The organism is Pseudomonas sp. TS_SC_3 (assembly GCF_056156225.1).
Map to the genome: position 1 here is coordinate 2,961,534 of NZ_CM149586.1, position 22,944 is coordinate 2,984,477.

General features: G+C 61.5%; 18 protein-coding genes. 8 read left to right on the forward strand and 10 right to left on the reverse strand.

The features are described 5' to 3' along the window. The first annotated feature begins 30 nt into the window (after window positions 1–30). A complete protein-coding gene (gene queG, locus AC0J6G_RS14140; protein WP_475248708.1) occupies window positions 31–1,092 on the forward strand; it encodes a tRNA epoxyqueuosine(34) reductase QueG in 1,062 nt (353 codons plus the stop codon). Window positions 1,093–1,146: 54 nt separating this feature from the next. Here the strand turns inward: queG and orn are convergent, their stop codons facing one another. Both orn and AC0J6G_RS14150 read right to left on the reverse strand, forming a co-directional pair. Continuing rightward, entirely contained in the window at window positions 1,147–1,689 is a 543-nt protein-coding gene (gene orn / locus AC0J6G_RS14145; protein ID WP_475248710.1) for an oligoribonuclease, read from the reverse strand. 220 nt (window positions 1,690–1,909) lie between these two features. Beyond that, window positions 1,910–2,683, reverse strand: a complete 774-nt coding sequence (locus tag AC0J6G_RS14150) for a methyltransferase domain-containing protein (protein WP_475248712.1) — start codon at window positions 2,681–2,683, stop codon at window positions 1,910–1,912. Between the two features lie 119 nt (window positions 2,684–2,802). Here AC0J6G_RS14150 and rsgA point away from each other — a divergent pair, with 119 nt between their 5' ends. Continuing rightward, window positions 2,803–3,834 carry a small ribosomal subunit biogenesis GTPase RsgA gene (rsgA, locus tag AC0J6G_RS14155; protein WP_475248714.1) on the forward strand — a complete coding sequence of 344 codons (1,032 nt, stop codon included), beginning with the start codon at window positions 2,803–2,805 and terminating at the stop codon, window positions 3,832–3,834. A gap of 107 nt (window positions 3,835–3,941) precedes the next feature. On the opposite strand, the gene motB is transcribed toward rsgA, so the two are convergent. Further along, window positions 3,942–4,946: a flagellar motor protein MotB gene (gene motB, locus AC0J6G_RS14160; protein WP_475248716.1), complete on the reverse strand. Its 1,005-nt coding sequence runs from the start codon at window positions 4,944–4,946 to the stop codon at window positions 3,942–3,944. Window positions 4,947–4,954: 8 nt separating this feature from the next. Then, window positions 4,955–5,806, reverse strand: coding sequence for a flagellar motor stator protein MotA (gene motA, locus AC0J6G_RS14165; protein WP_475248718.1), 852 nt, complete (start codon window positions 5,804–5,806; stop codon window positions 4,955–4,957). A gap of 119 nt (window positions 5,807–5,925) precedes the next feature. On the opposite strand from motA, the gene AC0J6G_RS14170 reads away from it, so the two are divergent. From AC0J6G_RS14170 to AC0J6G_RS14190, 5 genes are all read left to right on the forward strand, one after another. Continuing rightward, entirely contained in the window at window positions 5,926–7,440 is a 1,515-nt protein-coding gene (locus AC0J6G_RS14170; RefSeq protein ID WP_475248720.1) for an HDOD domain-containing protein, read from the forward strand. A 45-nt stretch (window positions 7,441–7,485) separates the two neighbouring features. Next, window positions 7,486–8,301 (forward strand): rhodanese-like domain-containing protein, encoded by an 816-nt coding sequence (locus AC0J6G_RS14175; RefSeq protein ID WP_475248722.1) that lies wholly within the window; start codon window positions 7,486–7,488, stop codon window positions 8,299–8,301. Window positions 8,302–8,333: 32 nt separating this feature from the next. Beyond that, entirely contained in the window at window positions 8,334–9,200 is an 867-nt protein-coding gene (asd, locus tag AC0J6G_RS14180; protein WP_475253768.1) for an archaetidylserine decarboxylase, read from the forward strand. Window positions 9,201–9,431: 231 nt separating this feature from the next. Then, entirely contained in the window at window positions 9,432–11,237 is a 1,806-nt protein-coding gene (locus AC0J6G_RS14185; protein WP_475248724.1) for a molecular chaperone, read from the forward strand. A 64-nt stretch (window positions 11,238–11,301) separates the two neighbouring features. Further along, window positions 11,302–13,371 (forward strand): EAL domain-containing protein, encoded by a 2,070-nt coding sequence (locus AC0J6G_RS14190; RefSeq protein WP_475248725.1) that lies wholly within the window; start codon window positions 11,302–11,304, stop codon window positions 13,369–13,371. A 53-nt stretch (window positions 13,372–13,424) separates the two neighbouring features. Here the strand turns inward: AC0J6G_RS14190 and serB are convergent, their stop codons facing one another. Further along, window positions 13,425–14,639, reverse strand: a complete 1,215-nt coding sequence (gene serB / locus AC0J6G_RS14195; protein ID WP_475248727.1) for a phosphoserine phosphatase SerB — start codon at window positions 14,637–14,639, stop codon at window positions 13,425–13,427. Between the two features lie 174 nt (window positions 14,640–14,813). Here serB and AC0J6G_RS14200 point away from each other — a divergent pair, with 174 nt between their 5' ends. Further along, window positions 14,814–16,361 carry an AhpA/YtjB family protein gene (locus tag AC0J6G_RS14200; protein WP_475248728.1) on the forward strand — a complete coding sequence of 516 codons (1,548 nt, stop codon included), beginning with the start codon at window positions 14,814–14,816 and terminating at the stop codon, window positions 16,359–16,361. 48 nt (window positions 16,362–16,409) lie between these two features. Here the strand turns inward: AC0J6G_RS14200 and AC0J6G_RS14205 are convergent, their stop codons facing one another. The 5 genes from AC0J6G_RS14205 to parE form a co-directional block, all read right to left on the reverse strand. Beyond that, entirely contained in the window at window positions 16,410–17,108 is a 699-nt protein-coding gene (locus AC0J6G_RS14205; RefSeq protein WP_475248730.1) for a PqiC family protein, read from the reverse strand. A 159-nt stretch (window positions 17,109–17,267) separates the two neighbouring features. Continuing rightward, a complete protein-coding gene (gene parC / locus AC0J6G_RS14210; RefSeq protein WP_475248732.1) occupies window positions 17,268–19,526 on the reverse strand; it encodes a DNA topoisomerase IV subunit A in 2,259 nt (752 codons plus the stop codon). Window positions 19,527–19,533: 7 nt separating this feature from the next. Beyond that, complete coding sequence (locus AC0J6G_RS14215) at window positions 19,534–20,058, reverse strand: retropepsin-like aspartic protease family protein (RefSeq protein WP_475248734.1); 525 nt, start codon at window positions 20,056–20,058, stop codon at window positions 19,534–19,536. Then, window positions 20,055–21,038, reverse strand: a complete 984-nt coding sequence (locus AC0J6G_RS14220; RefSeq protein ID WP_475248736.1) for an esterase-like activity of phytase family protein — start codon at window positions 21,036–21,038, stop codon at window positions 20,055–20,057. The genes AC0J6G_RS14215 and AC0J6G_RS14220 overlap by 4 nt, the downstream gene beginning before the upstream one ends. Next, entirely contained in the window at window positions 21,038–22,942 is a 1,905-nt protein-coding gene (parE, locus tag AC0J6G_RS14225; protein WP_475248738.1) for a DNA topoisomerase IV subunit B, read from the reverse strand. Before parE ends, AC0J6G_RS14220 begins: the two co-directional genes overlap by 1 nt. Window positions 22,943–22,944: the final 2 nt, after the last annotated feature.

Below are 22,944 nucleotides of genomic sequence, written 5' to 3' on the forward strand. Positions count from 1 at the left end.
CCCACCTCCGCCCCGGTTACCCGCCTTCGTATGAACAGTGATGCACTTGACCTTGCCGCCCTTGCCCAGTCGATCAAAAACTGGGGCCGCGAGCTGGGCTTTCAGCAGGTTGGGATTACCCATGTACAACTGGGCGAACATGAGGCGCACCTGCAGCGCTGGCTGGACGCGGGCTATCAGGGCGAGATGGACTATATGGCCGCCCACGGCAGCAAACGTTCACATCCGGACGAACTGGTGCCCGGCACCCTGCGCGTGGTGTCACTGCGTATGGACTACCTGCCCGGCGACACCCAGATGGCCCAGCGCCTCGCTCAGCCTGAGAAAGCCTACGTGTCGCGCTACGCCTTGGGCCGCGACTACCACAAGCTGATCCGCAAACGCCTGCAGCAGCTGGCCGAGCGCATCCAGCAGCAGATCGGCCCGTTCGGCTTTCGCGCCTTTGTCGACAGCGCACCCGTGCTGGAGAAGGCCATCGCCGAACAGGCAGGCCTCGGCTGGATCGGCAAGAACACCCTGGTGCTCAATCGCAAAGCCGGCAGCTACTTCTTCCTCGGCGAGCTGTTCGTTGACCTGCCGCTGCCGGTGGACCCGCCCCACGCCAGCGAACATTGCGGGCGCTGCACGGCCTGCATGGATATCTGCCCCACCGCCGCGTTTGTCGGCCCTTACGTGCTGGATGCGCGGCGCTGCATTTCCTACCTGACCATCGAGCTCAAGGGCTCCATTCCCGTCGAGCTGCGCGCGCCCATTGGCAACCGAGTGTTCGGCTGCGATGACTGCCAGATGGTTTGCCCATGGAACCGCTTCGCCAAACCCACTGAACAGAGCGACTTCCAGCCGCGCCACCGCTTGGATAACGCCGAGCTGGCTGAGCTGTTTAGCTGGAGTGAAGAGGCGTTTCTCAGCCGCACTGAAGGCTCGCCGCTGCGCCGTGCCGGTTATGAGCGCTGGCTGCGCAACCTGGCAGTGGGCCTAGGTAATGCGCCCTCCAGCATCCCAGTACTGGAGGCGCTCAAGGCGCGGCGCGAACACCCATCCGAGTTGGTGCGTGAGCATGTCGAATGGGCGCTGGCCCGCCACGGCTTGTAGCGCACACAGTTGAATGCGCACAAAAAAGCCCGCAGTAGCGGGCTTTTTTCAGCTTCACACTTTAAGAAAGTGCTGGCGGTAGTGCTGCAACTCGGCGATGGACTCACGGATATCATCCAGCGCCTGGTGCGTGCCTTGCTTCTTGAACGATTCCTTGACCTGCGGCGCCCATAGCCCAGCCAGGATCTTCAGGGTCGACACATCCAGGACGCGGTAATGGAAGTAGGCATCCAAATTCTGCATGTACTTACACAGAAAGCGCCGATCCTGACCGACGCTATTGCCGCAGATCGGCGACGTACCTTTCGGCACCCACTGTTCAAGAAAGGCAATGGTCATAGCCTCCGCTTCGGCCGGGCCGATGGTGCTTTCGCGCACACGCTGGGTCAGGCCACTGCCACCGTGGGTACGGGTGTTCCACTCATCCATGCCGGCGAGCAGCTCGTCACTCTGGTGCACGGCAATCACCGGACCTTCAGCGAGGATGTTGAGGTTGCTGTCGGTAACGATGGTGGCCATCTCGATGATGACGTCAGTTTCAGGCTCCAAACCGGTCATTTCCAGGTCGATCCAGATCAGGTTGTTGGCGTTCTGCATGCGCGGCTCCTCGGCTAAGGCTGACAGTTTAACAGGCCGCCGAAAAACTACTGCGCTCGACTATAAGCAAGCTGCTGGCAGCCAACGCGCTTCGGCGCGGCCCGCGCGGGCGAGTGAACCGAGTAGTGCCCGCGCACAACTCGCACACTGCACTTTCTCGGCGACGCGGCCTCACCCAGCCGTCGCTCACTGCAGACTGCAATGGCCGGTAGCGAATACATCAGCCACGCATGCGCCACAGCAGTAAGCACGACTTGCGCCAGTCGCCCAACTCGATCTGCTGATCCGCCGGCTGGCCGGGCACCTCAAAGGTGTTGCTGATCAACAGACTGCCAACCGGCATCTGTGTACAGGCCTTGGCCCATAGCGCTGGCATCGGCGCAGGAGAGAGAAAGCAATACACCACGTCGAATGCCGACAGGTCGGTGCGCCAGAGGTTTTCATAACGAACCTGGCAGTTATGCCGCCCCAAAGCCCGTAGCCACGCGATGGCAAAAGACAGTGGCGCCGTCTCCACGCCAACAAACTGCGCCTGCGGGAACTGCCGGGCCAGGCTCAACAGCATCCCAGCAGGACCACAGCCTAAGTCCACAAAGCGAAAATGCGCGGGCTGCTCTTTGAGCACGCTCGTCAGATATTGCCGAGTGCCAGTGCCCGTCAGGTACAACGGCACCCGCTCACCCAGACTGTTCCAGTTGAGCAAGAGCACCAGCACGAACCCACCGAGAAACACCCAGGACGGCAGTGGCGCGCCATTACTCAGCAGCAACGCAGGGACGAATAGCAGGTTTAGCCAACACCACCAGCGCGACAAGCCCAGGTAGCGCGCCAGGCCGGCCGCCAGCGCGCCTTGCGTCAGGCCGACAGCCAGCCAGGTGGGTCGCCAAGGTGCCACGTGCACGGCTATGTACAGCACCAGGCCGACCAACAGCGTCGCACCGAACTGCGCGCACAGGGCCAATAACGCCGGGTATTGCCGGACAACGCGCCGCATGCACACTCCAGAAGTGTTCGATTAATGTTGCGCCGCAGTTTAGCTGCGCCAGCAGCTCAATTGGCAGCCCGTGCTAGACTCGCGACCGTTTATTGCGCAATTCAACTCTCGGAAGACTCATGGCCAAACGCCAACTCAACCGCCGGCAAAACTGGCGTATCGAAAAAATCCAGGGCGAACGTGCCGCCCGCGCCGCCAAGCGCGAATCGCAGGCCGTACAAATTCTTGAAGGCGGCGATTTGGGCCCAGAGCAAACGGGCCTGGTCATCGCCCACTTTGGCGTACAGGTCGAAGTTGAAGCGCTGGTTGGCGAGCTGGCCGGCCAGGTATTCCGTTGCCACCTGCGCGCCAACCTGCCGACCATGGTCACCGGCGATCAAGTGGTATGGCGCGCCGGCAATCAGGGCATTGGCGTGATCGTCGCGCAACTGCCGCGCAGCACCGAGCTGTGCCGTCCGGACACGCGCGGCCAGCTGAAGCCGGTGGCCGCCAACGTCAACCTGCTCGTTATCGTCTTTGCACCGCTGCCCGAGCCGCACGCCAACCTGATTGACCGCTACTTGGTCGCGGCTGAGCACGCCGGCATTCGCCCGCTGTTGCTGTTGAATAAAGCCGACCTGATTGATGAGCAAAACGGCGTAGCCCTTAACGCCATGCTCGGCGTTTACCGCCAGCTGGGTTATCAGCTGCTGGAAGTATCGGCGCATCAGGGCGATGGCATGGAGCAGCTCAAGCAGCAGCTTGACGGGCATGTCAGTGTGTTTGTGGGGCAATCCGGCGTGGGTAAATCCTCGCTGGTAAACAGCCTGCTACCCGATGTTGACACCCGCGTTGGGCCGCTTTCGGAACAGTCCGGCTTAGGCACTCATACCACGACGACCGCACGCCTGTTCCACTTCCCCGGCGGCGGCGAGCTGATTGACTCACCCGGTATTCGCGAATTTGGCTTGGTGCATGTCAGCCGTGATGATGTTGAAGCGGGCTTTATCGAGTTCCATGAGCTGATCGGGCAATGCCGCTTTCGCGACTGCAAACATGACCGCGAGCCGGGCTGCGCCCTCCTCAAGGCCTTGGAAGACGGTCGCCTGCACCCTCAGCGCATGGCCAGTTATCGGCAAATCCTGGCCAGCCTGCCAGAAGCTGAGTACTGAAAAAACGCCGGGAGCGATTTTTAACGGCCCGCCACGACGGCCCGCAGGGATCGCAGGCCATCAACAAAAAAGGCCGCGACTCATCGCGGCCTTTTGCCAGTAGCCACTCACTCCGGCGGCTGATCGAACTGCAGTACACCTTCCTCAAAAATATTCAGGCGCTCACGCAGTTGCGCATCGGGGAGCGGCTCAGCCGGCACGACGGCATCTGGCACACCGGGCGCAGCCTCAGACGCTGCCGGCACAGTACCGGTAGCGGCGTCGCCCTCGATGGCGCGCTGGGCTTTCTTCGTCAGCACAACAATATCGATGCGCCGATTGACTGGATTCAGCGGTGTTTCCCGGTCAAACAACGCCGAAGACGCAAAACCCACCACGCGCGCCACCTGCTCGTCGTCATAACCACCGGCAATCAGCACGCGCCGCGCCGCATTGGCGCGATCAGCCGACAGCTCCCAGTTGCCATACCCGCCACGCCCGACAAAGGGCGCGGCGTCGGTATGGCCGCTGACGCTGATCTTGTTCGGCACCGCGGCGATGGTGTCGGTCAAGGCCAGCAGAATATCTTCGAAATATGGGCGCAGTTGCGCGCTCCCAGAGGCAAACATCGGCCGATTTTCAGCATCCATGATCTGGATACGCAGACCATCCTGGGTGATCTCAAAGAGAATTTGATCCTTGAAGTTCTGCAGTTGAGGATTGTCTTCAACTTTGTTTTGCAGCTCCTGCAGCAACAGCTCCAAGCGCTCGCGCTCAACTTCTTCGGCAATGGACTCAGCCTGCAACTTATCGACGTCGGCCTGAACATCTTCGGCCGGCGTTTTCTCATCCTGCGGCACATCGTTGAGGGTTTTATCAGGCGCAGGTGTTGGCGTACCGCCGAGGTCTATCACATAGGGACTGGCGCTTTCGGAAAAGCCAACGGGGTCTTGGAAGTAGCCGGAGATGAGTTTTTTCTGCTCTGGCGTGGCCGAGGTCATCAGCCACATCACCAGAAAGAACGCCATCATCGCCGTGGCAAAGTCAGCAAAGGCAATTTTCCAGGCACCACCGTGGTGGCCGCCGGCAACCTTTTTAACGCGCTTGACGATGATCGGCTGGTTATTTTCCATGCTGTGTCTTAGCTCCCGCGCATGGCCTGTTCAAGCTCTGCGAAGCTCGGACGGTGCGCAGGGAATAACACCTTGCGAGAAAACTCCACGGCCAATGACGGCGGCATGCCCGAAGCCGAGGCCACCAGGCCGGCCTTAATCGCCTCGTACACGTTCAGTTCTTCCTTGGCGTCATGCTCCAGTGCCGCAGCAAGCGGCCCGAAGAAGCCATAGGACGCCAGAATCCCGAAGAACGTACCCACCAGCGCCGTACCCACCTTCTGACCAATCTCGGCGTTGTCCGCTTCGGCAAGAATCGACATGGTGATCACGATACCCAGTACCGCCGCCACGATCCCCATCGCAGGCATGCCGTCGGCCACTTTGGCCACGGCGTGCGCCGGGTGTTCGATGTCTTCCTTGAGGCTGGAGATTTCCATATCGAACAGCCCTTCAAGCTCATGCGGTGCCATGTTGCCGGAGGACATGATGCGCAGGTAATCGCAGATGAAAGAGGTCATCTTTTGATCTTTAAGGATGCCGGGGTACTTGCTGAAAATCGGGCTAGCAGCCGGGTCTTCGACATCGGCCTCGATGGCCATCATGCCTTCGCGGCGGCTTTTATTGAGAATTTCATAAAGCAGCTTGAGCACTTCGAGATAGTAGGCATGGGTAAAGCGCGAGCCGAACATGCTCAGCGACTTCTTGAACACATGCATAAACGCGCTGCCAGGGTTGGCCTGGAGGAAAGCCCCGAGTGCAGCGCCACCGATAATCAGAATCTCGAAGGGGTGAACCAACGCCATAAACTGGCCACCGGAGAGGATAAAACCGCCCAACACGCTGGCGAATACAACAATGATGCCAATGATTTTTGCCATAGAAAGAGACTTGCCAGAGAGGGTAGAAAGGGGCTTTGCAAAACAACCCTTCTATTTATCGGAAGTTTTGCGCGAGACTATAGCCAGTTAAGGTCAAAAGCCAGCTTGTCTCAACCCGCATGCCAAAGCCTATCCACTATCCGCGCACGATGACTGACTGGCTCAAGCAGCTGGACAGCCAGCTATTGCCTGCTTCCAGCGATAGCCTGCAGAAGCTGCGCCGCGCCCTCGCGGACAGTAATCGCTCAATGCGCGAGCTGGCGGATTTAATGCAGGAGTGCCCGGCGCTGGCGCTCAGCGTACTGCGCGAGGCCAACCGCAAAAGCAGCGGGCTCAGCGAACAAGCCGAAAGCCTTGAAGCTGCGATCAGTCGCCTTGGCATCAAACGCACCGAAGACCTGCTCAGCCGCCTGCCCGCCTTAGCCGAACAGGAACTGCCCAAAGGCCTCAGGCAAATCCAGCTGATCAGCCAACATGCCAGCCATCAGGCCAATGGTCTGTTTGCCGGGCGGCTGGCGCGGCTGTGGCAGGAAGTACACTGGGGCAGCCTGTTGTTTCTCGCGCCGATCTGGACCCTGCTCGCAGCCCACCCCGAGCTGTTCGAGGTGTGGGAGCAACGGGTGCTGGTCAAGGGCGAGGCAGCAGGCAAGGTCGAAAAGGAACTGCTGGGCGTGCCCCTGCTCAAGCTTTGCCTCGCACTCAGCGAGCAGTGGCGTTTACCGGAAGGGATAACCCAAGGTTACCGCTTGCTGGTCAATGACCGACGCCTATTGGTTAAAGCGCTGCATATCGCCCGCGACAATGAGCACCCATTGCACCAACAGCAATACCTAGACGCCGACAGCAACCTGCGCCGCTGGTTGACTCAGCCAGCCAATAGCATCCTGCTGGCCAACGGCATGGCGCTCTCCGCGCACTATGCCTGGAACAGCCAACATAGCCTGCGCTGGCAGCGTCTGGCCGGCCTATTTCTGCAACTGCCGCTCGACAGCGTGCAGCAGTTACTGCACCAGAATGCTGTTAGCAGCGCCCGCCAACTGCCCGCTACCGACCTCTGGCATCCTGCCGAGGCGCTGCTCTGGCCGTGGCAGGAGCGGCACTTGCAAGCTGTCGTCGAACCGCCCAAGCCCGCCGTCGTCAGTGCGTGGCGCCAACAATGCGCGCAGCTGCTGGCACAGCCCAGCGCGTTCACCAATGTGCTGCAGCTCACCGCCTGCGCCAATCAGGCACTCCAGGCCTGCGGCATGCAGCGTGTACTGATCCTGCTGGCGGATCGCAACCACACCCGTTTGATCGCCCAACAGCAGAGCGGCCTGGACAAAGCCGCCGCCAGCCTCAGCCTTGACCCGCAACAAAGCCAGGTGCTGCGCCGCCTGCTCAGTGCACCGGCGCAGCTCACGCTGACCCCCGCCAACATTGCGCAGTTTTCTGCCATGCTGCCGGGCTCGCTGAAAAGCCTGTTCCCCAGCGAACACCTGCTGATTCGCTCGATTGCCAGCAACAACCGCGTGGTCATGCTGATCTTCGCCGACCAAGGCGGCCACATGCTGAGCGATGTCAGCGTGCAGGGCTTCGGCAAAACCGTGCAATGCATTGAGCGGGCCCTGGCCAGCTTTGCCAACCGCGGCCGCTAGGCTTTCCGCTACAATCTGTCCCCCTACCGTCAAAAGAGGCCTGGCATGACCGCCTTCGCTGAGTTGCCCTTGCTGATCGAACCTGCCCAACTGGCCAGCCGCCTAGATGCGCCCGAGCTCATCCTGGTTGACCTGACCAGCAGTGCCCGCTATGCCGCCGGACACATCCCAGGCGCCCGCTTTGTCGACCCCAAGCGCACCCAACGGGGCCAGCCACCGGCCCCCGGTTTGCTGCCGGAGCAGACTCAGCTTGAACAGCTATTCGGCGAGCTGGGGCACAACCCCGACGCCGTGTATGTGCTGTATGACGATGAAGGCGGCGGCTGGGCCGGGCGTTTTATCTGGCTGCTGGATGTGATCGGCCACGGGCGCTATCACTACTTGGACGGTGGCCTGCACGCCTGGCTCGCAGAGGAGCGCGAACTCAGCACCGCAGTGCCAGAAGCGGGCGTAAAAGCGATCGCGTTGCAGCTGCACAGCGCGCCGACCGCGACGCGCGAATACCTGCAAAGCCGCCTCGGCGCTGCCGACCTAGCCATCTGGGATGCCCGCGCGCCAGGTGAATACAGCGGCGAGAAAGCCCTGGCGCAAAAAGCCGGGCACATCCCCGGCGCCATCAACTTCGAATGGACTGCGGGCATGGACCCGGCGCGTGCGCTGCGCATTCGTCAGGACATCCAGGCACAACTCAACAGCCTCGGCATCACCGCAGATAAAGAAATCATCACCCACTGCCAAACCCATCACCGCTCCGGTTTTACCTACCTGGTCGCCAAGATACTCGGCTACCCGCGGGTGAAAGCCTACGCCGGCTCCTGGGGCGAGTGGGGCAACCACCCGGACACCCCGGTCGAGCGTTAAGCACACGCCAGACCGCCTGCCACGTTTAAGGAATACCCATGAAAGATCGTCTGTTTATCCTCAGCCAGTACGTGCTGCCGCACCACCTGCTCTCGCGCCTGATCGGCTGCGCCGCCGAATGCCGCGCCGGCTGGTTCAAGAATCGCCTGATCGGCTGGTTCGCCAAGCAGTACCAGGTCAATATGAGCGAAGCCCAGGTCGAAGACCTGACCGCCTTTGCCCACTTCAATGACTTCTTCACCCGCGCGTTGAAAGACGGCGCGCGCCCGCTCGACAGCACGCCTGGCGCGGTGCTCAGCCCGGCCGATGGCGCGGTCAGCCAGCTGGGCAAAATCGAACAAGGCCGAGTATTTCAGGCCAAGGGCCACAGCTTCAGCGTAATTGAGCTGCTGGGCGGCGACACTGAGCGCGCCGCGGCCTTTATGGGCGGTGACTTCGCCACCATCTACCTCTCGCCCAAGGACTACCACCGCGTGCACATGCCGCTGGCCGGCACCCTGAAGGAGATGGTTTACGTGCCGGGCCGGCTGTTCTCGGTTAACCAGACCACGGCAGAAAACGTGCCTGAACTGTTTGCCCGCAACGAGCGCGTGGTCTGCCTGTTCGACACCGAGCGTGGCCCGATGGCCGTGGTGCTGGTTGGCGCGATGATCGTGGCCTCGATTGAAACAGTCTGGGCGGGCTTGGTAACACCACCCAAGCGCACACTGAAGACCTTCAAGTATGACGACGCCGCACGTGCGCCGATCAGCCTGGAAAAAGGCGCCGAATTGGGCCGATTCAAGCTGGGCTCCACGGCCATCGTGCTGTTTGGCCCGGAGCAAGTGCAGTGGGCCGAAACGCTGACCGCGAACAGCCCGGTACAAATGGGCCAGTGCCTCGCCTCCCCGCGCGCCTAAACAACCCCAGCCGGCTTACCCGCGCCACGATCAGTGCCGGAACACCTGAGCAGAGTGAACCTCTGCTCATGAAAACCAGTCACAACAATGACTTCCAGCCGATTAACGTATCGGCACTGGCGGGGCAATACGACCAAGACCATGGCTGCGAGGTACGTAAGATGCTGCTAGAGTCGAACCATAATTTCTATCGTCATTTGTATTGCCCGCGTGCTGGAGCCCCCCATTTAGATGGATAAACAGAATTCTCACTTGCTGCTGCGCGTCACTACGCCAGACAAGCAAAGCCTGTCATTCTGCGAAGCCAGCCCTCGTGATCTGAAAAAATGGGTCGACGGTCTGCCCAAGGCCAATATTGGCGAAACGGCACGCCAGCTGTACCAAGCGTTAGTCGAACTCAACCAGCTGCTGACGCCTTCAGAAAATCGCCTGCAACTGCTGGAAATCCTTCGCCCGGAAATCTATTTCGTCTGCAAGCAACTGGAAAAACATTTCCTCAACCAGGCCATCGTGCTGGATGAGCGCCCCCGTAAAGTCGCCAACCTCTGCCAGGCCCTGCAGAACCACCTGGCCGTCGGTTACAAACTGATAGTCGCGCGCATGGCGGCCCAACCGGCCCGTGAGCGCCAGCAGTTGCTGGCCATCGCCCTGCAGCGCGCCACGCACAGCCTGTGCGGCCCGCTGATTCGCGCTAGCCAGCTGTACTGCCCGGTTCCCGAAGGGCTTTGGCTGGAACTGCACCAGCTCTACCAAATTGCCCTTGCGCGCGGGCTGCACAAGACCGTTATTCGTGACGACCAAGCCTTGCGCACTCAAGGTCTGAGCACCGAACAAAGCTACTTGGTCGCCCTGCTCCTCGGTTGCGCGCGCTGCAACCAGATGCGCCAGAGTGCTATTGCACGCCTGGCCGCAACGCTCGAACCCTGGAGTGCGCTCGTCACCTTGCAAGCCGGCGATGCGCCCTCCAGTCTGTTCGCGCTGGCCCCGCAACTGGATGGTCCGCCCCGCTATATTTCCCTGCTCCAGCAGAACCAGCTGCACCATGCGGTCGGTATCGACCCCAGCCAGTTGGTAGACGCCATCAAGGAACATCTGCTGCTGCCCACCGAAGACCTGGCCCAGTCGCGCCTGAACGTCCCAGAGGATTTCAGCCACGACATGCTGCAGCACCTGGCGGCGGCCTGGGGCGACATCGCCGAGCGCACATTCCAGCGCAGCCAGGGCCAGGGGTCATTAACCCTGTGCATCGGCATGAGCGCTCTGCATTTCTACCTCGCCGGCAAGCGCCCGTTCAATGAAGTGCTGCAGCTGCCCGTCACCACCAACACAGCGGTATTTAAGGCTGACACGGGCGCACCCGACATCTGGTCGAACGCCTTTGATGCGCAGAAGAGCAACCTCTGGGAAAACGGCCTGCCCTTCGAGGAAATTGAGTACAACAAACCTGATACCACAGGCGCCAATACAGCCAGTAATGGTGCGGAGAGCTACCCGGTATTTGACGTGATGATCGTCAACATCAGCCCGGGCGGCTACTGCCTGTCATGGCCCAAAGACGTGCCCAGCCAACTTCAGGCCGGCGAATTGCTCGGCGTACAAGGCCTGCCACAACAAGGCTGGAGCATTGCCGTGGTGCGCTGGATCCGTCAGGTACGGGGTGGCGGTACGCAAATGGGCATTGAGCTGATTGCTCCGCACGCCCAGGCTTGCGGCTTGCAACTGGTGCGCAAAGCCGAACAGAACAGCCAGTATCTGCGCGCGCTGCTGCTGCCGGAAATCAGCGCTATTTCGCGACCCGCCAGCCTGATCACCGCGCGGCTGCCGTTCCAGGAAGGCAACAAGGTCAGCATCAACCTAAATGGCAACGAACATCGTGCGGTACTCAGCCGCCGGCAAACCAGCACCGGCAGTTTCAACCAGTTCGAATACCGCAGCGTTGAACAGGTCGGCAGTGAACACGAGCAACCTGTCACAGCGCCGAAAAGCCGCATGCCAGGCGGGGAGGAAGACTTTGACTCACTTTGGAAGTCGCTGTAGATTCCCGACGCACTTCCTTTTGTCGCCTTTTCGCGCCCGTTTGGCGCAGCTCTGATACCAGACCATGGCCATCGAAAAAAAAACCATACGGCTGCTGATACTCGAAGACTCACAAAACGAGGCCGAGCGCCTGGTCAGCCTGTTCCGTAATGCGGGCCGGGCCACCCGCGTACATCGCCTAAGCTCCAGCGACGACCTCAACGAAGCCTTACAACAAAGCTGGGATCTGCTGATCTGCGCACCGAGCAGCGAACAGCTCGCGCCCAGCGAAGCGATTGGAGCGATCCGGCGCCAGGCCAAAGACATTCCGGTTATTCAGCTGCTCGCTGACAACGACTCCGACAGCATCACCGAAGCGCTGATGCTCGGCGCCCAGGATGCATTGCCGCAAGGTGAAGACGAGCGCCTGGTGCTGGTGGCCAAACGCGAACTGGCCAACCTGGAAGAACGCCGCGCCCGCCGCGCCTGTGAAGTAGCGCTGCGTGAAGCAGAAAAACGCTGCCAACTGCTCCTCGAAAGCTCCGTTGACGCCATCACCTACGTCCACGACGGCATGCACATCTATGCCAACCGTGCCTACCTTGAGCTGTTCGCCTACGTGGATGCCGACGAGCTGGAAGGCATGCCGATGATCGACCTGATCAGCAGCGCCGATCAGGCCAGCTTCAAGGACTTCCTGAAGCATTACCATAGCGCCGAAGGCCACGCCGAACTGAACTGCAGAGGGGTCAAGGCCAACGGTCAGAGTTTCCCCGCGCAAATGAGCTTCTCCCCAGCCACCTACGACAGCGAACCGTGCATCCAGGTGGTGATTCGTGCCGAAACAGGCAACGCCGAACTGGAAGAAAAACTGCGCGAAATCAGCAGCCAGGACCTGGTCACCGGCCTGTTTAACCGCACCCATTTTCTTGAGTTGATGGACAGCGCCGCCGAGCGCGCAGTGAACGCGGGGCAACCCTCCACGCTGGCTTATATCCGCGTCGACCGCTATGCCAGCCTGCTTGCCGACATTGGCCTGGCAGGCATCGACATCCTCCTCACCGACCTGGCCAACCTGCTGCGCGCGCATTTCGGCGCCGACGCACAGCTGGCACGCTTTGGTGATGATGTCTTTACCGTATTAAAAGCCGGCGTCAGCCCTGAAAGCACCGTCGAGCAGCTGGAAAGCCTGCTGAAGAAGGTCGACGGCTACCTGTTCGATGTCAGCGGCCGCACCGTACAAAGCACCCTATCGATTGGGGTTGCCGGACTCAACGAGAAAACCACCAAGGCTCAGGACGTGGTTGACCGCGCCCACCGCTGCGCAGACGAACTGAGTGACGGCAACGCCATCAAGCTGTTCAACCCCGCCGATGAGCTGGCCGCTGCCGCAAGCCGCGGCAACATCGCGGCGATGATCCAACAAGCGCTGGAGAAAAACAGCTTCCGCCTGCTGTTCCAACCGATCATCAGCCTGCGCGGCGACAACTTTGAACACTATGAGGCGCTGCTGCGCCTGATCAGCCCGCAGGGTGAGGAAATTCCACCGAAAGAGCTGTTCAGTGCCGCCAAAGATGCAGGGCTGGCCGAGAAGATTGACCGCTGGGTGATTCTCAACTCGATCAAATTACTCGCCGACCACCGCAGCAAAGGCCACAACACCCGCCTGTTCGTGCACCTGTCCAGCGCCAGCCTGCAGGATCAAACCCTGCTGCCGTGGCTCAGCGTCGCCCTCAAAGCGGCACGCCTGCCCTCTGACTCGCTGGTGTTCCAGTTCAACGAGCCGGATGCGATTGCCTACTTGAAACAGGCCAAGGCGATCACTCAGGGTCTCAACGAGCTGCATTGCAAAACTGCGCTGACGCAATTCGGCTGCTCACTCAACCCGTTCAATACGCTCAAGCACCTGCATGTCGACTTCGTCAAAGTCGACAGCTCCTTCTCCCAGGACCTAAGCAGTGCGGAGAACCAGGAAGCGCTGAAAACCCTGCTCGCCAGCCTGCATGCCCAAGCCAAGCTGACCATCGTGCCCTTCGTTGAGACCGCGAGTGTGCTGGCTACGCTCTGGCAGGCCGGAGTCAACTACATCCAAGGTCACTACCTGCAGGGCCCGAGCCAGTCGATGGATTACGACTTCGCAGCCGACGACGAGTAAGGACACGCAGACAGCAAAAAGCCGCCCGAGGGCGGCTTTTGTTTGCCTGATGTTTACTCCTGCCCGTCGCGATCTCGAAAGCCGAGCAGGTAGAGGATGCCGTCTAGACCCAAGGTCGAAATTGCCTGTTTGGCCGACTGCTTGACCAGCGGCTTGGCCCGAAAGGCCACACCCAACCCAGCAATCGCCAGCATCGGCAGATCATTAGCGCCATCGCCCACGGCGATAGTCTGCTCCAGACGTAAACCTTCCTTGGCCGCCAGCTCGCGCAACAGATCCGCTTTGCGCTGCGCATCGACAATCGGCTCGACTGCAACGCCGGTGACCAGGCCATCGACAATCTGCAGTTCGTTGGCAAATACGTAATCGATACCCAGCTTGGCCTGCAACTGCTTGGCAAAGTAGGTAAAGCCGCCGGAGAGGATCGCGGTTTTGTAGCCCAGGCGGCGCAGCTCGCTGAACAGGGTTTCCGCGCCTTCAGTCAGGCGCAGCGAGGCGCCGATATCGGCCAGTACGGTTTCCGGCAGCCCCTTGAGCAGCGCCAGACGCTCGCGGAAGCTGGCGGCAAAATCTAGCTCACCGCGCATCGCCCGCTCGGTAATTGCCGACACCTGCTCACCGACGCCCGCCGCCTTGGCCAGCTCATCGATCACTTCGGCCTCAATCAGCGTCGAATCCATGTCGAACACCGCCAGGCGACGATTACGCCGGAACAGCGAATCGCGCTGGAAAGCGATGTCGACATTCAACTCCTGCGCCACGCTGAGGAATTCGGCGCGCAAGGCCGCCGGATCGGCCGGCTCACCGCGCACCGAGAACTCGATGCAGCCCTTGCCCTGCTCGGCCGGCATATCGAGCGGCATGCGCCCGGAGAGGCGGTCGATATGGTCGATATTCAGCTCATACCGCGCGGTAATCGCACTGACCCGCTGCAGCTGTTCGGCCGTGACCTTGCGCGTCAACAGGGTGACAATATGGCGGGCTTTGCCCTGGCCGCTGACCCACTGCTGGTAATCCGCCTCGGAGACCGGAGTAAAGCGCACCTGCTGATCGAGCTTGTAGGCGGTAAAGAGGATGTCCTTGAGCACCGAGGAGGCGCGCTCGGTATCGGGAATCTCGACCAGAATGCCGAATGACAAGGTGTCATGGATCACCGCCTGGCCAATATCGAGGATATTCACCCCGCCCTGGGCCAGTACCCCAGTGATGGCGGCCGTTAAACCGGGACGGTCTTCGCCGGTGATATTGATCAGGACGATTTCGCGCAAGGCTCACTCTCCGGGACAGTGTCAGGGGCAGCGGCCTGCTGAACAGATCACAGGCCGTAGAAAAGGCGCACATTCTACCCATTTTCAACGGCAAACAGCCACGCACAGCGCTTTGCCCACCGCGGAGGCGCCGCTATACTGCGCGCCACCTACAGTCGACATGAGCCGAGCTCTGTGAACCGGCCCGCCCCCGTAAAGCCCGATAATTTCTTCCTGCTGCTGTTCCAGGCCCTGCGTCAACGGCGCATTCCGCTGGCGCTGCGCATCGTCAGCCACAGCCTGTTGCTGGTAGCCCTGGCCCTGGTCATCTATGGCTGGGTGATTGGCATGCAGTTCAAGCATGCGATGCAGCAGCAGGCCGAAGCCCTGGGCACCAGCCTGATTACCCAGACCGCCAGCTCGGCCACCGAGCTGTTGGTGTCCAATGACATCCTCAGCCTCAACGTGCTGCTGAACAACCTGGTGAAAAACCCGCTGGTGGCCCACGCGGCCATCTACAGCGTGGACAATCGCATCCTCGCCGAGGCGGGCTCACGGCCCAGCCAAAGCATGCTCGGGGAAACCGAAGGGCTGTATTCCACCCCAATCACCTTTCAGGAGGTGATTGCCGGGCAGTTGCGCATCAGCCTGGATATGCAGCAGTTTCAGCAGCCGATGACCATCAGCCTGCAGAGCATGGGCATTCTCAGCCTGATTTTGCTGGCGCTGGCCCTGTCCCTCAGCATGCGCTTGGGGCGGCATATCTCCACCCCGCTGCTGCAGCTGCGGGTCTGGCTGCGCGACCCGGACGACCCTGCGCCTGGCGTTGCCCGCCAAGACGAAATTGGCGACTTAGCGCGCCAGCTACAAGCTCGCCTGGTCCCAGAAAAACCGCCCCAGCCGGAAGAAGAACCGCTCTACGAAGATGAACCGGCAGCAGAAGACACCGGCGATTACTTCGATGAGCCGCTCGACACAGAGCCAGACTTCACGGTGCGTAACCTGCACGATGAACGCTTCGATGCAGATGAAGTCGCGCCTGAGCCCCTGTACAGCAACACCGAACACGATGCAGACAGCGCACTGGATGATCCGTTTTCCGAACTGCGCGACAACACCGAGCAGGAACACGAACCCGCGCCAGCTCCAGTCGCGGCGCCGGTCGTCCAACGGCCATTGCCTAGCGCCGTTCTGGCGATCCAGCTGGGTGCACAAGAGCAACTGCGCCGTCTGCCCCGCGCGCGCCTGATGGAATTACTGCAGCGCTACCGCGGCTGCCTCGACCGCGCTGCCAGCCTGTACCAAGGTGAGCTGCATACCCTCAGTGATGGCAGCAGCCTGATGCTGTTCCATCAGCTTGAATGCGGCGAGGACTACCTGACCCACGCCATTTGCTGCGGTGAGCTGATGCGTGCACTCGGTCATGCCCTGCAAATTGAAGTGGCGGACAGCGGCATCACCCTGCAACTGCAGCTGGGCCTAACGCTGGGTGAGAACCTCAGCAACCTCAGCCAGGGAGACCTGCTGCTCAGTGAGACGGCGCAAAGCGCCCTGGCGCTGTCACTGCACAGTCGCAACTTGCTACTGGTCGAGCGCAGCATTGCGGACGACCCGCTGATCCGCCAGCGCGCTCGCATCCGCGCCATCGCCAGCCCACAGGGCGCCTGCTGCGTAGAACGCTTGCTGGAGCCGTACCCGTCATTGCTGGAGCGCCAACTGGCGCATATGCACGACAGTCATTGAGCACCCGCGCCTGATGGCATTGCTCCAGAAGGCGCTACGGCTTAAGCACTAGAAGCGGAATACTTCACCCTCGTTACGTAACGGCTCAACCACCGGGATACGCGGCGCGCTGGACGGCGCAGGCTTTATCGGCGCTGGTTTACGAGCGGGTGCAGGAGTTACGGGCTTGGCCTGCGTTTTAACGGCGACGGCCAATTGCTCAACCAACTGCTGCAGCACCAGACTCTGCGCGCGCACTTGATCGACGACACTGCCGTTGTGCGCCTCTTCCAGGTGCACCAAACGCCCGTCAAGCAGCTTGCCGTCAGCCCCAGCCAGGCGCCACTGCGCTTCCAGCACAGCTGGGCGCTGCGGGCCGGAATCCAGGCGGCTAATCGACAGGCTCACGCGCATCTGCGGTACAAACCCGGCCGTCGCAGGCGCCAGCACCAAGCGCTGGCTGTCCAGGTGCGACGCCAGCTGACGCAACACCTGCTGATCAATATCCGCCGCCAAGCTACCTGCCCAACGCCCCTCCTCGGCTGAGGTCAGGCTGCCATCGGCCTGACGCTGCAGAAGCACCTCACGCTGCAGGTAATCGGCAATTTGTACCGGCCCAATTAACACGGCAATGCCCTGCTCAGCGGTGGGCAGGTGCAGATCGCCACTGTCGAGCTGGTACAGCGGCACTTGCTGATAGTGGGCGCAACCTGACAAGCCGAGCACGCCGGCCAGCAGCAGAGCACCGGGGAAACGCAGTACGGTCATCTTACTCATCCAACCGGCGAGTCTGCCGGCGTGCATACCAAGGAGGTGCAGGCGGATCGCATCAATCGATCCGCCTTGCGGCCGCGTATCATCCTTGAAAGGCGCGCGTGACTCCAGCGTAGCGCGGCGGCGGCCTGTATCCGAGACCGGGCTTGATGCTTAGCCTTGGGCCTCAACCACCAGGCTATCCACACGCTGGAAGCCGCGCGGCAGTTTGTTACCACGCCGGCCGCGCTCGCCCTTGTAGTGTTCCAGGTCATCCGCTTTGAGCGACAGAGTGCGCTTGCCTGCCTGCAACACCAGGGTGCTGCCCACGGGTAGCACCGCCAAGTCGGTGAGGTATTCCTCGCGCGAGGCGACCCGCTCACCCGGGATGCCGATGATCTTGTTGCCTTTGCCTTTGCCCAGTTGCGGCAGATCGCGCACCGGGAATACCAGCAAGCGCCCCTCGGTGGTCACGGCGGCCAGCCAGTCATCTTCGCGATTGGCCAAGGGTTTGGGCGGCACCACGCGCGCACCCGCAGGCAGGCTAAGCAGTGCCTTGCCGGCCTTGTTCTTCGCTTGCAGGTCCTCACCTTTAACCACAAAGCCGTAGCCGGCATCGGAGGCAATCACATACAACGCATTGTCATCCGGCAGCAGCACGCACTCGAAAGTCGCCCCCGGCGGTGGCGTCAGGCGGCCGGTCAACGGTTCGCCCTGGCCACGAGCGGATGGCAGCGAATGCGCGGCCAGCGAGTAGCTGCGTCCGGTGGAGTCGATAAATACGGCGTATTGATTAGAGCGGCCCGGTGCGGACGTCTTGAAGCCATCGCCGGCCTTGTATGAGAGGCCGGTGGCGTCGATGTCGTGGCCCTTAGCGCAGCGCACCCAGCCTTTTTCCGAAATCACCACGGTCACCGGTTCAGTTGGCAGCAGCTCGGTTTCACTGAGCGCGCGGGCTTCGGCGCGGGCGACGATGGGCGAACGGCGGTCGTCACCGTACCTTTCGGCGTCCTCAAGGATTTCCTTGCGCACCAGCTTCTTCAGCTTGGCTTCGCTGCCGAGCAAGGCCTGCAGCTTGTCACGCTCCTTGGCCAGCTCGTCTTGCTCGCCACGGATTTTCATCTCTTCAAGGCGCGCGAGCTGACGCAGGCGGGTGTCGAGGATGTAATCGGCCTGCACATCGGTCAGGCCAAAGCGCGCCATCAACACCGGCTTGGGCTGATCCTCGGTGCGGATAATGTGGATCACTTCATCCAGGTTGAGAAACGCAGTGAGCAAACCGTCCAACAGGTGTAGGCGCTTCTCGACTTTATCCAGGCGGTACTGCAGGCGGCGGCGCACAGTGTTGACCCGGAATACCAACCACTCCGTGAGCAACGTGCGCAGGTCTTTTACCGACGGTTTGCCGTCCAGGCCGATGACATTGGTGTTGACCCGGTAGCTGGATTCCAGCTCGGTGGTGGCAAACAGGTGCTGCATCAGTTCGTCGGCATCCACCCGATTGGAACGCGGAATGATGACGATGCGGCACGGGTGCTCGTGGTCAGACTCGTCGCGCAGGTCGGCGACCATTGGCAGCTTCTTCGCCTGCATCTGCGCGGCAATTTGCTCCAGCACCTTGGCCCCGGAAACTTGATGCGGCAGCGCGGTGACCACCACATCGCCATCCTCAACGCGGTACACGGCACGCATGCGTACTGAGCCCTTGCCGGTTTGGTAAATCTTCAGCAGATCGCTGCGCGGGGTGATGATCTCCGCCTCGGTCGGGTAATCCGGGCCGATAATGTGCTCACAGAGCTGCTCGACGGTGGCACTCGGCTCATCCAGCAGGCGAATACAGGCCGCTGCCACTTCGCGCAGGTTATGCGGCGGCACGTCGGTGGCCATGCCCACGGCAATGCCGGTGGTGCCATTGAGCAGCAAATTGGGCAGGCGCGCCGGCAGCGTGGCTGGCTCGTTCAGGGTGCCGTCGAAGTTCGGCACCCAGTCGACTGTGCCCTGGCCCAACTCGGTCAGCAGCACCTCGGCATACCGCGACAGCCGCGCTTCGGTGTAACGCATGGCGGCGAAGGACTTGGGATCATCCGGCGCACCCCAGTTGCCCTGGCCGTCGACCAGGGTGTAGCGGTAGCTGAACGGCTGCGCCATCAACACCATGGCTTCGTAGCAGGCGCTGTCACCGTGCGGGTGGAACTTACCGAGCACGTCACCAACGGTACGCGCCGACTTCTTATGCTTGGAGTCGGCGTCCAGGCCCAGCTCGCTCATGGCGTAGATAATGCGCCGCTGCACGGGCTTGAGGCCGTCGCCGATATGCGGCAGCGCGCGGTCCATGATCACGTACATGGAGTAATTGAGGTAAGCCTGCTCGGTAAAATCGGCAAGGGAACGGCGTTCAACACCGTCCAGGCTCAAATCGAGGGATTCGCTCATGCGTGCCTCATTGCAAGGTGGATTGGCGCAGCATCAAGGTGCCGCCGCGCTGGGTAAATTCGAGTTGTTTCAGGGCACTCATGCCCAGCAATACGTCATCGCCGCCCATGCCGGGGGCGATCAAAGCCTCTACGTCGGTTAGCACAATATCGCCCAGCTGCAAACGCTCAAGCCGGGTGCGATGGGCCGTAGCGCGGCCATTGGCGGTGCTGATGGTGATCGCTGCGCCAGCCTTTAAACCCAGGCGCTGCGCCACATCCACCGGCACGGCCACCGACGTTGCGCCGGTATCCAGCAGGAAGGTCACCTCCTCACCGTTGATCGTGCCGCCCGCCATGTAGTGGCCCTGGCGGCTGCTGGCCAGGTGCACTTCGACATAGCCGCTACCATGCAGCGACTCAGGCGCCTGATTCGGGTTGCGCTGAGCGTCTTCCCAGTCGCCAAAAAACTTGGTCGCCAGTAACAGCGCTGCGCCCCAGGCCAGCACTAACATCACGCGGCCGGCGCGCTTGCCTGCAGGCTGCTCGCTCACGGCTTGCGCCCCCAGCCGCCTTGGGGGGCGGCAAAGCGCCAGATAATCGGCCGCGACTCACCGTCAGCACGGGTAAGGTTGCCGTTGTCGACCGCAATCCAGGCACCGTCTTGATCCACCCACAGCGCTTCTGCCAGGCCGTAGGTGGGCGCATAGCGCCGCTCTGGCGTCAGGGCCTCGGCCGCAAACGACCAGCACATTTCCGCCTGACCATTGCTCAGGTTGCGCCGACAGATGCGGTGCGCCTGACGCTCAAGGGTGAAGAGTTTTTCGTTATAAAAAGCCAGCCCCGAGAAATCCCGTGGCTGCGGCTTGCTGCCCAGCGGCTCAGGCCCCGCGTCCGTGCCCGCTTCACTGAACAACACGCAGCCACCGGTGCACCGCCAAATCGCACGCTGCTTGTGCACCACCGACACGCCGCGGCGCATACGCTCGGCCGCCAGATACAGGCGCTCGCCGGCGGGGTCGACCGCAACCCCTTCAAACAGTGAGTTGTGGTGCAGCAGCATGCCGCTGGCACGCGCCTGACGTACCAGACCCCGCGGCAGGTTCAGCCAGTTGGGCTCACCGACAACCGGCAACTGCAGCACGGCCGCCCTGGCTTCACTGACCAAGTAGCGGTTGCCGGCGGCGTCGCAGCTCAGCCCTTCGAAATCCAGCGCACCACCGCGCACCAGGCCGGCGGCCCAGCTGCGCATGCGCACCCCCCAGGGCAGACGCACATCTGGCGCCGGCGGCGCGATAAACGTTTCGGCCGTCGCGTGCCACTGCGACTCATCCGACTGCAGGCGATACAGCTGCTGATCCTCACGGTCGGAAACCGCCCACAGCGCGTTATCGCACCAGGCCAACCCGGACAGGTTGCCGCCATCGACGCCGCTCACCGGCTGCTCGTTAAGCAGCTGCAACTCTTCCAGGACCGAGGCATTGGTCAGTAATGACGAGCACAGCAGCAGGCAGGCAGCTAGCAACCGCTGCATCAGAGCAACACCTCGGCCAGGTTACCCTTGGACTCCAGCCAGGATTTACGGTCGCCGGCGCGCTTCTTCGCCAGCAGCATGTCCATCATTTCCTGGGTGCCGGGGTAATCCTCCAGGGTCAGCTGCACCAAGCGCCGGGTGTTGGGGTCCATGGTGGTTTCGCGCAACTGCGGCGGATTCATTTCACCCAGGCCTTTAAAGCGGGTGACCTGCGGCTTGCCACGGCGCTTCTCGGCCACCAGACGGTCGAGAATACCGTCGCGCTCGGCTTCATCCAGGGCGTAGAAAATCTCCTTGCCCAGGTCAATGCGGTACAACGGCGGCATGGCCACATACACATGGCCGGCATCCACCAGTGTGCGGAAGTGCCGCACAAACAACGCACAAATCAGGGTGGCGATGTGCAAGCCATCGGAGTCGGCGTCAGCGAGGATGCAAACCTTGCCGTAACGCAGTTCGCGCAGGTCTGCTGAGCCTGGGTCTACACCAATGGCCACGGCAATGTTGTGCACCTCCTGGCTGGCCAATACTTCACTGCCATCGACCTCCCAGGTGTTCAGAATCTTGCCGCGCAGCGGCAGGATTGCCTGGAATTCTTTATCGCGCGCCTGCTTGGCCGAGCCGCCGGCGGAGTCACCTTCCACCAGAAACAGCTCGGAGCGCATCGGGTCTTGGCCCGCGCAATCAGCCAGCTTGCCAGGCAGCGCCGGCCCTTGGGTGATGCGTTTACGCTCAACCTTCTTGCCGGCCTTGAGGCGGCGGTTGGCGTTGCTGATCGCCAGTTCGGCGAGCTGCTGACCGAGCTCCGGATGGCCGTTAAGCCACAGGCTAAAGGCATCTTTCACCACACCGGAAACGAAGGCAGCCGCCTCACGGGACGACAGGCGCTCCTTGGTCTGCCCGGAGAACTGCGCGTCCTGCATTTTCATCGACAGAACGAAGGCGATGCGCTCCCAGATATCTTCCGGGGCCAGCTTAACCCCGCGCGGCAACAGGCTGCGGAACTCGCAGAACTCGCGCATGGCATCCAGCAGGCCTTGGCGCAGGCCGTTGACGTGGGTGCCGCCTTGAGCGGTGGGGATCAGGTTGACGTAGCTTTCCTGCACCGCGTCGCCGCCTTCCGGCAGCCACAGCAGCGCCCAATCTACTGCTTCTTTATTGCCCGCCAGGCTGCCACAGAAGGGTTCATTGGGTAGCCGTTCAAACTCGCTGACCGCATCCACCAAGTAGGAGCGCAGGCCGTCTTCATACAGCCATTCAACTTTCTCACCGCTGGCTTTGTCTTCAAAGCTGACGGACAACCCCGGGCACAGCACGGCCTTGGCTTTCAGTACGTGCTTAAGGCGGCTGACCGAGAACTTGAAGGCGTCAAAATACTTGGCGTCCGGCCAGAAATGCACGCTGGTGCCGGTGTTGCGCTTGCCCACCGTGCCGACCACGGCCAGGTCGCTGGCCTTGTAGCCGTCGGCGAAACTCATCTGGTATTCGTTGCCGTCGCGTTTGACCGTAACGACCACGCGGGTCGACAAGGCGTTGACCACGCTAATGCCCACGCCATGCAAGCCGCCGGAGAACTGGTAATTCTTGTTACTAAACTTGCCGCCGGCATGCAGCTTGGTGAGGATCAGCTCGACCCCCGGCACGCCCTCTTCCGGGTGAATATCCACCGGCATGCCGCGACCGTCGTCGAGCACTTCCAGGGAGTTGTCCTCGTGCAGGATCACCTGAATCGATTTGGCATGCCCGGCCAGCGCCTCGTCGACGCTGTTGTCGATGACTTCCTGGGCCAAATGGTTGGGCCGGCTGGTGTCGGTGTACATACCCGGGCGTTTGCGCACCGGGTCGAGGCCAGAAAGGACTTCGATGGCATCGGCGTTGTAAGAGCTAGAACCTTGCTGGGCCATGG